The 15,158-nt window shown below is 41.0% G+C and carries 12 protein-coding genes; all 12 read left to right on the plus strand.

The genetic code is table 11. The annotated features are described in order from the left end of the window. Window positions 1-43 precede the first annotated feature (43 nt). The 12 genes from tssD (SD427_RS04765) to tssD (SD427_RS04820) all read left to right on the plus strand — a co-directional run bounded on the left by tssD (SD427_RS04765) (window position 44) and on the right by tssD (SD427_RS04820) (window position 14,918). The gene (gene tssD, locus SD427_RS04765) at window positions 44-448 is read left to right on the plus strand and encodes a type VI secretion system tube protein TssD (RefSeq protein WP_320560142.1); all 405 of its coding nucleotides are present in this window, start codon (window positions 44-46) and stop codon (window positions 446-448) included. A gap of 205 nt (window positions 449-653) precedes the next feature. After that, window positions 654-2,588, plus strand: coding sequence for a type VI secretion system Vgr family protein (locus tag SD427_RS04770; protein WP_320560143.1), 1,935 nt, complete (start codon window positions 654-656; stop codon window positions 2,586-2,588). Between the two features lie 2 nt (window positions 2,589-2,590). Further along, window positions 2,591-4,120 (plus strand): hypothetical protein, encoded by a 1,530-nt coding sequence (locus SD427_RS04775; RefSeq protein ID WP_320560144.1) that lies wholly within the window; start codon window positions 2,591-2,593, stop codon window positions 4,118-4,120. Beyond that, window positions 4,117-4,530, plus strand: coding sequence for a hypothetical protein (locus SD427_RS04780; protein WP_320560145.1), 414 nt, complete (start codon window positions 4,117-4,119; stop codon window positions 4,528-4,530). The genes SD427_RS04775 and SD427_RS04780 overlap by 4 nt, the downstream gene beginning before the upstream one ends. A 368-nt stretch (window positions 4,531-4,898) precedes the next feature. Beyond that, window positions 4,899-5,222 carry a hypothetical protein gene (locus SD427_RS04785; protein WP_320560146.1) on the plus strand — a complete coding sequence of 108 codons (324 nt, stop codon included), beginning with the start codon at window positions 4,899-4,901 and terminating at the stop codon, window positions 5,220-5,222. Continuing rightward, window positions 5,219-5,554: a carboxypeptidase-like regulatory domain-containing protein gene (locus SD427_RS04790; RefSeq protein ID WP_320560147.1), complete on the plus strand. Its 336-nt coding sequence runs from the start codon at window positions 5,219-5,221 to the stop codon at window positions 5,552-5,554. The genes SD427_RS04785 and SD427_RS04790 overlap by 4 nt, the downstream gene beginning before the upstream one ends. Before the next feature lie 544 nt (window positions 5,555-6,098). Further along, a complete protein-coding gene (locus tag SD427_RS04795) occupies window positions 6,099-8,594 on the plus strand; it encodes an ATP-dependent Clp protease ATP-binding subunit (protein ID WP_320560148.1) in 2,496 nt (831 codons plus the stop codon). Between the two features lie 77 nt (window positions 8,595-8,671). Continuing rightward, window positions 8,672-9,547, plus strand: coding sequence for a lytic transglycosylase domain-containing protein (locus tag SD427_RS04800; protein ID WP_320560149.1), 876 nt, complete (start codon window positions 8,672-8,674; stop codon window positions 9,545-9,547). 38 nt (window positions 9,548-9,585) lie between these two features. Continuing rightward, window positions 9,586-11,523 carry a type VI secretion system Vgr family protein gene (locus SD427_RS04805; protein ID WP_320560150.1) on the plus strand — a complete coding sequence of 646 codons (1,938 nt, stop codon included), beginning with the start codon at window positions 9,586-9,588 and terminating at the stop codon, window positions 11,521-11,523. A gap of 2 nt (window positions 11,524-11,525) precedes the next feature. Continuing rightward, window positions 11,526-13,154 carry a DUF2235 domain-containing protein gene (locus tag SD427_RS04810; protein WP_320560151.1) on the plus strand — a complete coding sequence of 543 codons (1,629 nt, stop codon included), beginning with the start codon at window positions 11,526-11,528 and terminating at the stop codon, window positions 13,152-13,154. Further along, window positions 13,147-14,223 (plus strand): DUF2931 family protein, encoded by a 1,077-nt coding sequence (locus SD427_RS04815; protein ID WP_320560152.1) that lies wholly within the window; start codon window positions 13,147-13,149, stop codon window positions 14,221-14,223. The genes SD427_RS04810 and SD427_RS04815 overlap by 8 nt, the downstream gene beginning before the upstream one ends. A 284-nt stretch (window positions 14,224-14,507) precedes the next feature. Continuing rightward, entirely contained in the window at window positions 14,508-14,918 is a 411-nt protein-coding gene (tssD, locus tag SD427_RS04820) for a type VI secretion system tube protein TssD (RefSeq protein ID WP_082474480.1), read from the plus strand. The last annotated feature ends 240 nt before the right edge of the window (window positions 14,919-15,158 follow it).

Raw genomic sequence — 15,158 nt, forward strand, 5'->3', positions numbered from 1 at the left:
ATCATCGAAGCACAAAATATTATTAACATTTAAATTTACAATCATGGCAACAAATTCAAGAGGAATCTTAAAATTCAACGGCGGTGAAGGACAGAAATTATTAAAGCTGAACTACAGCGTATCAAGATCTACAGATGTATCCGGAAGAGTGGCATCAGACCCGTCCAATGCACTGATAAAACTTACGGTAGAAGCTACAGAAAAGTCTGACATTCTTGAAAGCTTACTGAACGGCAAATATAAGCCTACAACCGGTGAAATCACGTTCAACAAATCTCACGAAGAAGGTACCCTGATTACTTTAACGTGGAATAACGGGTATGTGATCCAGCATGAGGTTGACTTTGATGCAGTAGACGAAAACAGCATGCTGATCAGTTTTATTGTAAGTGCAGAAACCATTAACTATGGTAATTCCGCTTACGAAGGGCTTTGGCCGTCAACCTAAAAAAAATAACTTTGGTATTGAGAGCAATACAAAAGGTAAAGACTGTCTTTTAATGACAGTCTTTTTTTGTCTGCAATATATTGTCATGTTATATAACAGATATGAATACAGTAAAAAATACAATGAAAAGAGATGTTGTATCAGGACAGTGCATTTCAATAATTTTTTTTAACTTTACTCATATCACAATCACAATCACAGAATTATGTCAACTACAACAGACAATATGCAGGGGGCAAATTTCCGCCCGTCCCAGAATGCCGACGGCATTTCAGAAAACCACCATGCAGGAATCAACAGGCTGGTGAAGCTTGCTCTTGTAATCGAAGGGAATATAATCAGGTATTATAAGCATTTTAAGCTGACGCAGAGTACCCGGCGGCACCATGAATTTAGTGTCACATTAGGGTTTGACGCATTGGGCGGCCGCCAGACCCATACCCTGGAAGAAGCCAACAAGTTTCTGGGAAAACGCCTGACCGCCGTTATTTCTTATAAAGATGTTGATAACAGTCCGGAACGGACATTTGTAGGCGTGATTACAGGGGTCGGTTTCAGCCAGGAAAAGATGAGCTTGGGAGATATTGTTTTAACCGGTTACAGCCCGACCATTCTGCTCGACGGTGCTCCCCACATCCAGAGCTTCGGCGGCGAAACCTCTGTGAATATGGGAATCATTGCCAACGAGGTGATCAAGCAGGGGATTGATACCAGCCGTTTCGACATCAGGGTGGATACCAATGACTATTCCCAGATTATCTACAGCAGCCAGTATGACGAAACCCATTACAATTACCTGGCAAGGATGGCCGAAGCTTATGGCGAGCAGTTTTTTTATGACGGTGAAGTCCTTCATTTCGGAAAGCTCCCGCCTCAGAACAAACCTATCAAACTGATCTACGGAAGCAGCGCCCATAATATTAAGGTTGAGCTGAAAGCTGTTCATACCAAGCCTCAGTATTACGGATATAACAGCAGTAAAAACGAGAAGCTGACCTCCGGTGAAACTCCGGTCCAGCATGTGGGCGAGCTGGCCAGGACAGCCTATACACACAACAATTCCATCTATAAAACCCCTGCCTTGCAGGTTGCTCCGGTTAAAGCTTCCACGCATCTGGATGTTGAATATTCCCAGAAAAGCGCATCGGGAAGCCAGGCGGTCAATGTATTTTTATTATCAGGAACAACTACGGTTCCGTTCCTGCACCCGGGCTGTGTGGCGGATGTGCAGATGCGCAAGCCGGACACCAATGAATCCTCTTACTTTACAAGGATCATGGTCACTGAATCCACGCACGAAATTGATACCATCGGGCATTACACCGGAAGCTTTGAAGGCATTGCCTCCGACACGGGCTTTTTGCCCAAACCTGACTTTACCGTTCCCAAAGCCGAGCCTCAGATTGCCACGGTTATTTCCAATACGGATCCGGAAGGCCAGGGCAGGGTACAGGTTAGGTTCGACTGGCAGACCAACGATACGACTCATTTTATCAGGATGATGAGCCCTGACGCGGGAGGTACCGACCAGGTAAGCCAGAACAGGGGCTATGTAGCGATACCGGAAGTCGGGGACCAGGTGATGGTTAATTTCGTGCACAGCCATCCGGACCGCCCTTTTGTGATGGGCGGGATGTTTCATGGCGGCGTAGGACTCGGCGGCGGTATGGACAACCGGGTGAAGTCCATCCAGACAAGAAGCGGCCACAGGGTTGTCTTTACGGAGGATGAAAGCATCGTGATTACGGATAAATCAGGGAATGAAATTCATTTGGATACCACGGGAAGCAACATCACGATCACGGCTCCCGAAACCATGACCTTTAACTGTAAAAACATGAATATCAATGTCGGGATGAACATGACCACGAATGTCGGGATGAATAAATCGGATACCATCACGATGAATCACACGCAAAGTGTCGGGGCCATGAAAATGACTTCTGTTTTAGGGGATACCAGCATGTTTATTTCCGGAAAGCTTACCGAGATGATCGAAGGTGATGTACACAGCGAAACCCTTAAGGAGCGGAATGAAATTTCTCATGAGGACATGAACCTTACATCAAGTAAGTACATCAATAAAAATGCACAGGAACAAGTCCAGAATAACAGCGGTGAAAAAAGCAAAAACTACTGATCATGTCCAGAACACGAATTGTACAGGGAAATTACCTTAAAGTAACAGGAGGCGATCATAATATGTCTTCCGAAGGGAAAATTGTCTCAAATGCCAGCAATGAGATAAGGGAAAACGGAACAGGCAGCGGAGTAACCTACGGAAATTTTGAAAGAAAGGGGAGTACGGTCAATGAAGACTTTGAAATTTCATTTTCACTTAAAAAAGACAGTGGCTTCTCAACGGTCGTTCCTTTCGGGATACTGGATTTTGAAGGAAATTATGAAAATGCCAATTTTGTTTTCAATTACTCACTGATGCTGAGCAATATCGATTCCCTGGAATTTAAAGTGTTAAATGAAGACGGAAGTACTTTATATGCCATTACCAACCTGCCTGAAATAGTAGTCACTGCAAGAAGGCTGCCTTTGCTGGCAGAAGATATTATTAAACATAAACCGGCGTATGAACCTCTAGAACCTGTTAAAGTATGGGATTGGAAAAGTGTTTTTGATCCTTACAACACCGCACCGTCGGATTATACCAAGGTAGGGTCTTATGTTATATTCTGGGACGGTTTTGATAATAACGGAATGTATGACAGCTCAAAATTCAACAATAAAAAATTAAAAGCAGTCATTACAGCCAGTAAAAACGGCAAACAGAAAACCAAAGAAGTAGAGTTCACCACCCGTTACGATAAGGTAGACTGGGTAGATGTAAAAATTGATAAGAACAATAAAAGGATAGATACCACTTTGCGCGTGAACTTACAGGATGGCGGGGCAGAAGGCCTGGAGTGTTCATCCCGTCTGGAAGGCGCCAGGCATGAAACCCGCTGGGTGGAGCACTGCCCGTGGGATAAAATTCCGAAGGAAGCTTTAGCATTTTATAATAAACCGCCAATAAAAACAAGACAAAGAACATATCAGGAATTATTAGATATAACATTACAGGGAATTAATCAGTTTTGGTCAAGAAATTCCAAAAACATAGGAAAAGGAGTAAACATTGTGTCTGATTTTTATGAAGTCTATATAAATGCTAATGTAGATGAGCAGGGATTATTGGCACCAAAAATTGTTTATCAGTCAAATTGTGAAGAAGGAAGATCCAGAAATTTTGAAGCTTCAAGAATTTTATTTTTTCATGAAGGATATCTATATAAAGAGTCTTGGAAAAAAAGTAATCCAGTTTCTATTTTTTATAAAAATAGAGGATGGATTTATAGATCTGAAAACACAAATGATGAGAGAAATGTTTTACTAAACTTACCTTCACTGATAGACGATTATAAAATGGTTTCTGCTCACGAAATTGGGCATGAAATACTACTTACTTATGGAGGACACATATATTCTAAAACTCATAAAGGCACTTCACATTGGAGCATGATTATTCAGGATCCGGATGAAGATGCCACATATGTACCACAAACTGGAGAAATAGATTTGATGAAGTATTATCATAATTATTATGATATTCCCAGAACAATAATATCGGAGTTTGATCTTTTAAAAGTAGTTTGGCTGACCAAAATTAATGTATCATGAAAAATATCTTATGCCTTTTCATTCTTATTTTATTATCAGGATGCAATAAAAAATATATTATAATGCCAAATGTAAAAGGAAAAATATATTCAAAAGTAAATAATAAGCCAATCTCCAATGTAAGAATTTTTGTAAGTAAATATGCAATCAATAATATGGATACAATAAGAACAGACCATAATGGATCCTTTTTATATAATGGTTTTTTTGTAGACAATTATTCTGATGTTAGAAGTATGTCAACAATGGTGCAACATGTTTTTATTCTGAAAAGTGATCAAGCTTATAAATATATTAATGTTAAAAAATACTATAATAAAGATGACTATAATAAAAGAGATACAATTGATTTAGGAATAATTTATTTTGAAAACTTGAAATCTGTGAAAAAAGATTCTATTCCAAAATAGAGAGAAATATATTATAATATTTTAAATAGTATCTGTTTAATTTGATCATCATTTATTTATACTATTAGTATATAGCTATTAATAAAAATCATTATCAATATTGAATAAAATGAAACTTATATTATATTTTTTGCTTCTTATTAATAGTCAATTGTAGCGAAGAAAATATGTAATTTATAATATCGTATTGTAAGAGAACCGTATGAAGTATATGTGAATGCAGTGAATACAGCTGATAAATCAATGGATGACATAAGCTTGGTTTATAATACAAACGGAAGCTGGATGCGCTCCGGAAATCCTGGTACTGTGGAGGATCCCATGCAGCAATAGGAAATCTTATTTCAAGAGAAGCAATTTGTTATAATGTGGGTTATATAAAAGTAGAAAAATGGAGATATAGATTTGAAAATAATGAAGATAGAGAATTTAAAGAAACCACAGCTCATGAAATAGGACATACAATTTTAAAAGCTTATGGAGGAACAATATATTCTTATGGTCATAAAGGAAGTGTAAATCCATATACCCAAAACGAAAATGCTAATGCAACACCTTATCCAATAAGTGGGGAAATAGATATTATTCCTTATTATACAAATTGGTTAGATTACGATCAGAGAAATAGAATGGTAGCAGCAGAAAGAGATGTTCTTAGCTTACTATGGTTAACTAAAATTAAAATCCGATGAGAACAATAAATATATTTTTAATTTTATTTTCGATACAGTGTTCTCAGCAAAATTTTTATCATGGTTTTGTTTATGATCAGGATACTAAAAAACCCTTGAACAGGGTGCTTGTAAAAGAAAGTTTTAATTCAGATTCTTTATCAGATTATACGGATATAAACGGCTATTTTAAGATTGAAAATAAAAAGGAGTCTGTCGCAGATTTAATTTTTAGTTTCGATGGTTATAAAAAAGATACTGCTGTAACTGTTTGGTCGCAACACGGAGAAAAGCTGAAATATAGATTTTTAAACAAGAAACCGGATACAATCTTTTTAAAAAAAATAAGATAATCTTCGTATAAATAGCTTTAAAAATATATTCCTCAGAAGGTAATATTTCATATTATCAAGGATATATATTTACTAATGGTCATAACCCCATAAAAGGAATCAAGGTTTCAGAGAAAGATAATGTTATAGATGCTCAAAACCATCAGCCACTTAAAGATGCCAAAGCTTTTTTAATAAATTTTCGTCAAATGCTTTTAGTGCTTTAATAACTAAATATTTAAGGGAACAGCTTAATGTATCACCTGATTGTTTTATTGAAAAATCCGGATATTTAACCAAAAAGATAAACGTTCAAAGCTTAAAGAAAGCAAAAAACAATAACCTGATACCCTTGATTTGGGAAACATCTGTTTGAGCAAAAGCAATTGAAGGATTATTCATAAGATTCAGATAAATTGATAAACCATTCAAATAGATTCATAAATAATACATAACATACGGTTTTTATGAAAAATTAAAATAAATTTAAAAGATAAATCTTTAAATTTACAGTAAGATACTGACAGAACGGTATCAGTCACCAAAACACCAACACAAAATATAAATGGGAGTATTAGTAACCAACGAAACGGTGAAGCAGCTGTTTCACATTGCACAGTCGATTGCAAGAGAACATTATAATGCTGCCTATGGCGCACCTCATATTTTACGGGCTCTGATGCACAAAGACATCGGCCTCAATGAATTCTTGAAAAGCATTGATAAAGATCCGGGCTATTTTTATGAATGGGCAGATGTGCGGATTGAGGATTATCCCAAAACCAGCCATCTTCCTGATGAGGTTAAAGAGGATGAAGCCGTAGACCGTATTGTGGAAGAAGCCGATGATATCCGACTGAAATTAGGTCTGGATGAAATTACACCGGTCTGTATTTTAACCGCCATTGTAAAGCCGCAGGTTGCCTTTACGCTGCAGCAGCTGAAATCACTGCCACTCAGGGAACATGAAATTTTTAACCTCTACAGAAAAGATACACCCTATGAGAGTTCTGAAAACGGAGAATTTTCTTCCCTGTTTTCAAACGGCTCCGATTATTCCGATAATTCTTTTCCTTCCATTAAAAGCTATTGTGTAGACCGGACCGCGCAGGCGCGAAAAGGCGAGCTGGAAAATATAATCGGGAGGGATAAAGAACTGAGAATGCTGGTTGAAATCCTTTGCCGGAGAAGCAAGCCGAATGTAATTATTATCGGGGAGCCTGGAGTCGGGAAGACGGCTCTGGTGGAAGGTTTCGCTACAGAAATCATTAAAGGCAACGTTCCTGAAATGCTTAAAAATGCAACCCTTTTGGAGCTGGATACGGGAGCATTGCTGGCAGGGACTTCTTATAAAGGCGAAATTGAAGACCGCCTGAAAAAAGTAATCAATGAATGTAAAAAAATTGAAAAAGCCGTTCTTTTTATTGATGAGATCCATACCCTTTTAGACCCAAAAGGAAGCATCGGGAATGTGGCTAACCTTTTAAAACCGGAGCTCGCAAGAGGAGAAATTACCGTAATCGGGGCAACCACCCAGGAAGAATACAGAAAAATTATCGAGCCTGAACAGGCTTTTAACCGCCGTTTTGAAGTGCTGACGGTTAACGAACCGGATGAAAAAACCTGTGTTAAAATGATTGATGTCCTGCTGGAAGGCTATAAAAAACACCACGGAATTGAAGTTGAAAAAACCGCGCTTCCGGAATGTGTGCGCCTGGCAAAAAGATATGCAAAAGGCAAAAAGCTGCCTGATGCAGCAATTGACCTGTTGGACAGGACCATGGCAGCCATTAAAATGCTGGACGAACTCTCTGAAAAAGAACTGGAAAGCTGGAAGGCTACCTATGAAGCTATTCAGAACGAAGAATATTTAGACGACAAAGACAAAGCAGATGAACTCATCTGGAACTATAATTTGCTGAGGGACAAAATCAGTCCCATTTTGTGGGGTTCCTTAAGTGAGCAGCCGCAAATTGACAATTCCATGCCTGTAGAAGAAATTCAGAAAATAATTGAAGAGACTTTCGCGGAGCTTTTACAGCATGCATCAAAGAAAAGAGAAAAAGTAGACCGTCTGGAACTGGCTGCTGTAATGGCTGCAAAAACCAATATTCCGATTGGTAAAATCCAGGCTCAGGAAAAAGAAAAGCTCCTGAATATGGAAGGCCTTTTAATGAACAGGGTAGTCGGTCAGGACCACGCACTGAAAATCCTTTCCGATGCCATTGTTGAAAACCGGAGCGGATTGAATAAACCCGGGCAGCCGATCGGTTCATTCTTCCTTTTAGGCCCTACGGGAACAGGAAAAACAGAACTTGCGAAATCAATGGCGGAGCTTCTTTTCAACGACGAAAAAGCAATGGTCCGCTTCGATATGTCGGAATTTAAAGAAGAACATTCGGCAGCACTTCTTTACGGTGCGCCTCCGGGTTATGTAGGCTATGAAGAAGGAGGGATGCTGGTGAATAAAATCAGGCAGCAGCCTTATACCGTGGTGTTATTCGATGAAATTGAAAAAGCCCATCATTCCGTTTTCGATGTATTCCTGCAGATTATGGATGAAGGTAAAGTTCATGATAAACTCGGAAAAGAAGGGGATTTCAGCAATGCCCTGATTCTGTTTACCTCAAATATCGGAAGTGAAGAAATTGTAAAGCAGTTTGAAGAGGGAAAAATCCCGGAATCATCCTCATTAATGCAGATCATGTCCGGTTCGGGCAGGTTCAGGCCGGAGTTTTTAGCAAGGATTACGGAGATTATCCCTTTTGCACCGATTACAGAATCCATCGCCGAAAGAATCTTTAACATCCAGTTAAAATCGCTCCATGCATCATTGACAAGATTGGGAATCACCTTAAAAATCAGTGATGAAGCTGTTAAAAACCTGGCACTGGGCGGATTCAGCAGCAAATACGGCGCAAGGCAGATTTCCGGAGTCATCAGGTCACAGCTGGCAAGGCCGATTTCAAAAATGATCGTAAGGGAAGAAGTAAAATCCGGACAGACTATTCACGCAGACTGGAGTACAGAAGAAGATAAGCTGAGCTGGAAAGTAGAATAAACAAAAGAAATTAAGGCAGAAGGCTGATCAGATGGAGCTGTTTGATCTGATCAGCCGCTTCTGTCAAAGCAGAAATAATGACACCAACACTTAAACATATTATTCAGATCCTTATAGTCCTGGTTTCACCTTTCATGAATGCACAGTTCCTTGCAGCTTCAGATACTTCCGAGAGCAGTGTGAAACGGTATAAAAATATCATCCGTGCCAACAAAGACATTGTGGCTTTTATTGAATACTCTTTGGTGGAAAAAGGGCTTCCGAAACATCTGAGGAACCTGGCTTTAATAGAATCCAATTTCAACAGGAATATTACTTCAGGAGCAGGAGCCGTGGGGGTCTGGCAATTTATGACGGCCCACGCCAACCAGTACGGGCTTACGGAACAGAACCGGAATGATCTGTACCGGAGTACCAAAACTGCCGCGATCTCTCTCAGTCACCTCTATAAAAAGTACAACAACTGGGTAACGGTAGTGGCGGCCTACAACTGCGGAGAAGGGAACATTGCAAAAGCCATGACTTCCGCCGGATCTTCACAGTATCATATTTTCTCTAAATATCTTCCGGCAGAAACCATCAATCATGTTAAAAAATACCTCAATGCATGTTATGCAACCGGAGAATTGCAGAGTGTTTTAAGCAATTATAATTCCTCAAGGATGAATACCATTTTCTTTGTTAACGGCGGAAGCGGGAAAAACAATGTCGAAATGGCGGAGACAGATATCAATGCAGGATTCAGCCTGGACGTAATTGCGGATGAACTTGATGTTGACCTGAAAAAAATCCTCGGCTGGAATCCCGGGATTTCCCAGGAACTCCAGCAGAAAGGAGAAAGCACGCTGTACCTTCCCAAAGATGTCATGCCCGATTTCTTACTGAGGAAAAATAAAATACTTTCCAGATCGCTGAAAGAAAGCAGCCCGCAGAATGTAAAACCGCAAGAATAATAAAAGATATCCTTTAACCTATTCAAATCACAGGCAATATGAAAACAGAATCACAAAATATACCGGACAGTACTTCTTTCCGCCCGTCCCAAAATGCCGACGGCGTATCAGAAAACCACCATACAGGAATTAACCGGCTGGTGAAGCTTGCTCTTGTAATCGAAGGGAAAGTCATTAAATACTACAAACACTTTAAATTAATACAAAGTACAAAACATCATCATGAGTTCAGTGTTACGCTGGCCCACGATACCTTAGGCGGCCGCCAGACCCACACCCTGGAAGAAGCCAACAAGTTTCTGGGAAAACGCCTGACCGCCGTCATTTCTTATAAAGATATCGATAATAGCCCGGAACGGACATTTGTCGGAGTCATTACAAAAGTAGGCTTCAGCCAGGAAAAGATGAGCCTGGGCAATATTGTCCTGAAAGGATACAGCCCGACTATCCTGCTCGACGGTGCTCCCCACATCCAGAGCTTCGGCGGCGAAACCTCTGTGAATATGGGCATTATCGCCAACGAGGTGATCAAACAGGGGATTGATACCAGCCGTTTCGACATCAGGGTGGATACCAATGACTATTCCCAGATTATCTATAGCAGCCAGTATGACGAAACCCATTACAATTACCTGGCAAGGATGGCGGAAGCCTATGGCGAGCAGTTTTTTTACGACGGTGAAGTCCTTCATTTCGGAAAGCTCCCGCCTCAGAACAAACCGATCAAACTCACTTACGGAAGCAGCGCCAATGATATTTCCGTAGAATTGGTCGCGGTTCATACCAAGCCCCAGTTTTACGGGTACAACAGCAGTAAAAACGAGAAGCTGACCTCCGGTGAAACTCCGGTTCAGCATGTGGGCGAGCTGGCCAGGACAGCCTATGCGCATAACAATTCCATTTATAAGACCCCTGCCTTGCAGGTTGCCCCGGTTAAAGCTTCCACGCATCTGGATGTGGAATATTCCCAGAAAAGCGCATCGGGAAGCCAGGCTGTCAATGTATTTTTGTTGTCAGGCACAACTACGGTTCCGTTCCTGCATCCGGGCTGTGTGGCGGATGTGCAGATGCGTAAGCCGGACACCAATGAATCTTCCTATTTTACAAGGATCATGGTCACTGAATCCACGCACGAAATCGATACCATCGGGCATTACACCGGAAGCTTTGAAGGCATTGCCTCCGACACGGGCTTTTTACCTAGGCCTGAATTTGCTGTCCCCAAAGCCGAGCCTCAGATTGCCACGGTTATTTCGAATACGGATCCGGAAGGGCAGGGCAGGGTACAGGTCAGGTTCGACTGGCAGACCAACGATACAACTCATTTTATAAGGATGATGAGCCCTGATGCGGGAGGTACCGACCAGGTGAGCCAGAACAGGGGCTATGTAGCGATACCGGAAGTCGGTGACCAGGTGATGGTTAATTTCGTACACAGCCATCCGGACCGCCCTTTTGTGATGGGCGGGATGTTCCACGGCGGGGTAGGGCTCGGCGGCGGTATGGACAACCGGGTGAAGTCCATCCAGACAAGAAGCGGCCACAGAGTTGTTTTCACAGAGGATGAAAGCATCGTGATTACGGATAAATCAGGAAATGAGATCCATCTGGATACCACGGGAAGCAACATCACGATTACAGCTCCCGAAACCATGACCTTCAACTGTAAAAACATGAATATCAATGTCGGGATGAACATGACCACGAATGTCGGAATGAATAAATCGGATACCATTATGGTCAATCATACTGAAAGTATAGGTTCCATGAAATACCTTTCAACCGGTGCTGATTTTATGACGAATGTAGTCGGGAAGATGAGCCACTACGTAAAAGGCGATATGGAGGTATACGGTGAAAAAGAACATAAATTAACCTCCCTTAAAGGAGTAGAGGTAAACAGCGAAGGCAAAGTAGAGCACCACGCAGAAAAAGAGGTTCAGAATAACAGCGGGGAGAAATCTAAAAACCACTAACCATGAGCATTGAATATTTTGTAGAAGGTAAGGCCGTTACCCGTACCGGAGGTGATTACAGAACCTATGCTAAAGAAGAGATCAGCCACAACAGTGCCGTTTCAGTAGAGCAGAAAGGGAATCAGGCCGGGGTCAGTTACAATCCGGCTCAGAAGATCAATCCCAATGACAAGCCTGTAAACACCATTGATGTTACCCTAAATCTGTTTTTTGACGGTACGTTGAACAATAAAACCAATACACAGGCCGGAAGCCGCCAGGGTTCTCCCCAGGGAAGCTACGCCAATGATTTCAGCAATGTGGCTAAAGGATATGATGCTATCGACCCGAATGCTCAGAATCAGGTTTCCTATTATGTGGAAGGAATCGGTACAGTGGATTCTAAATCGGATAACGATACCTTGGGCCTGCCGGTCCGGGGCGCAGGGATGGGAGTCAATGAAAGAGGCGTAAAAGCCAAAGCCACGAAAGGCTGTGTTAAAGGAGCGGAAGCTGTCCAGCGAAAATTTCCGGGCAAGGAAATTGATGTTCTTACCGTTAATGTATACGGATTCAGCCGGGGTGCTGCCGCAGCGCGCCACTTTATGCATATTGCCGGAACGGCTGCTAATTCGCAGATCCTGTCTGATAAGCAGATTTTGGTTCATCCGCCGGCAGCTTATGAAAAATCTGATGCCGAGCCGGCACCTTCGCAATATATTGTCATTAATGAGACGGATTCGCCCTTGCTGCAGTACGGATATTTCGGGGCCTGCCTTCTCAATGAAAAAGTCAGGGCCAAGCGCGTAAGATTCAATTTTGTGGGGTTATATGATACTGTAGCTTCTTATGGGGTTAACCATAAAGGAACCTCGCTGTTCGGGCTTAGCATTGTTGATGATGATTCCAAACAGCTGGGGTTGAATGCCGTGAGAAATGCCTCTTTTGTACTTCAGCTGGCTTCATCGGATGAATACCGGGGCAATTTCAGCCTTACGAATATAGACAGTGCCGGGATCAAAGGCCTGCAGCTGACTTTACCGGGGGTGCATTCCGATATCGGAGGCGGTTATGTAAACAACGTAAAAGAGACGGTTCTGCTTTACCAGGAAGCCAACAGCAACAGCGAATGCGAAAGATTCAGGAATATTCTGATTGATGAAGGATGGTTTAAGCCGGGCGAGATCTGGATTGAATCCAATGTTATACCAAGTCGTGTGACCGTTATAATGTATAAACTCTGGGGTAAAAGAAATGTATCCAATGAATATGATAAAGTTTCATTGCAGAATATGTTTTATTACTCAAAGCAGTTTGATGTAAAATATGATGAAAATTTAGTAAGCCGTCAGCAGATAAAGGATGGTTTTATTCAGGAAATCAGCAATAAGCTGACCACCAGCTATATTTCTCAATGTAACAATCTGAGAAATCAGTATGTTAATGATTATAATGCCGGGAAACATCCTTCAGCAGGGCAGTATATTAATGAGGCAAAAAACTACTCTTACTTAGATTCAGGCATTGATATTAAAAAACTAAGGAATCTGTACTTGCACTGGTCTGCCAATCTTGATACTTTCGGAATGGGGCCGGGGGTCTCAGGACCAAGGCCTGCCGCAGAACGAAAAAGATATATATTAAATGGATAAACTAAAAGCTTTTATTGTTGTACTGGGAATGCTCCAGCTTATCAATTGTCAGGATATGAAGAAAAAAGAAATACCAATGCCGGGTTATGATGTACAGATTTCCCATCCCTGGAATAATTACCTTGTCACGCCCGTAGAAGATGAAATTATTACGCTGGAAAAAGTTCCGTCCCATTTGCCTTATGGAAGCTCATCCGGAACATGGGGAGATTCCGGAAAAGGATTTACGGAACAGGGCGGTACCCCAATCGGAGCTGATATTGTCTATTTTTCAAATTATGAAGACACCTTTTATCATCTTAAAGTAGATTTTCCGAAGGATAGAGTACTGGCTTTGGTCCACAGAGCATATTCCAACAATGAATCCGATTCTTCAGATGAGCCTCTAAAAGAGTTCATCAGCATTAAAGATGAGCCTGATTACTATGAAAAATACAATAAATTCGGGAAGTCATATTATAAGTTCGGTACCCTGACGTTCGGTTTTGCACCGAAAGGCATGGTGGTTGTGTGGTTCCGTTTCGGGTATATTTCCGTACAGTTAGGAGAGTTCCAGGCTGAAGTGGTAAAAGATGATAAAAAATATGCAGACAGGATGTTCGCTAAAATCTCCCAGACCCGCGAAGAAATCAAACAGAAAATGTTTATGCCTGATGCTTCACCGCAGGAATGGAAAAACTATCAGAAAGCATATTCATGGGCACCCTTCATCAACTCAGAGCACAAAGGGTTCCGTTTATTCAGGACTCAGCCGGAATACTATAACGGTGAAAAAGAAATCATGCTGCGTCCCTGGGGTATAAAACCACCGGTAAAAGCAAGGGCTGTTCCTAAAGAAATTGCCTTTTTCTGGGAGACAGGAAAAGATGAGGCTTTTGAAGGCCGTGTATTCTTCAACTGGGAAAAGGTAAATGAACAGTTTAAAAATGCCGGTAAAGATTTTAAGCTTGATTTTAAAATAGCCCCGGATAATAACAGTATGGAAATTATGATCAACAATCAGCCGGTCCCCGCAGACAGCATAAGAATCTATAAGAGTAATTTCAGGTTTAAGGAGTCTTACAAATAATATTGTTTCACGCATAACAGTATCAAATCGGATTTACACTTCCCGGTTAAGCGGAAATTCCGTGTTTTTTTGTCTTTGATGATTTAAATAATTGACAATCAGACGTTTTGTACTGGAGGTGTTTCTGAAATCGTAAAACTACTACACCAAGTCGTAGAATTACTACAAAAACTGAAATTGATGTACAAATAGTTTCATGGTAAAAAAAGGAGGTCTATCTTTGAATTAATAAATCATACAGAATATACCGAATCATAAAATATTAACGATTTAAATTTACAATTATGGCAGCAAATTCAAGAGGAATCTTAAAATTCAACGGAGGTGAAGGACAAAAATTATTAAAACTGAACTACAGCGTATCAAGATCTACGGACGTATCCGGGAGAGTAGCTTCAGATCCTTCCAATGCGATCATTAAAGTGACAGTAGAGGCAACTGAAAAATCAGATATCCTTGAGAGTTTACTGAACGGCAAATATAAGCCTACAACCGGTGAGATTACCTTCAACAAGTCTCACGAAGAAGGTACATTAATTACTCTGACATGGAATAACGGCTATGTGATCCAGCATGAAGTGGACTTCGATGCGGTAGACGAGAACAGCATGCTGATCAGCTTTATCGTAAGTGCTGAAACCATAGATTACGGTACTTCAAATTACCAGGGTCTTTGGCCAAGTAGCGGCAATTAATCCCGCAGACAGGCATCTCAGTAGCAATACGTTCAGAACATAACAGCCCGGCTCCTGTGGAGCGGGCTGTTATGTTTTTATTTTTTTAAGAATCGGCTGCAGGATTTATTTTTAAAAGCAGATCCGGACTAAATTTATATAACTAAGACTTCATTTCTGAAGTCTTTTTTTATGATCCTGCAGAATGAACAATATTTAAACCACCTGCAATAAGTATCGGGTTTAAGCTTCATAAAATCA

The sequence above is a fragment of the Chryseobacterium sp. JJR-5R genome (genome assembly GCF_034047335.1).
GTDB lineage: Bacteria > Bacteroidota > Bacteroidia > Flavobacteriales > Weeksellaceae > Chryseobacterium.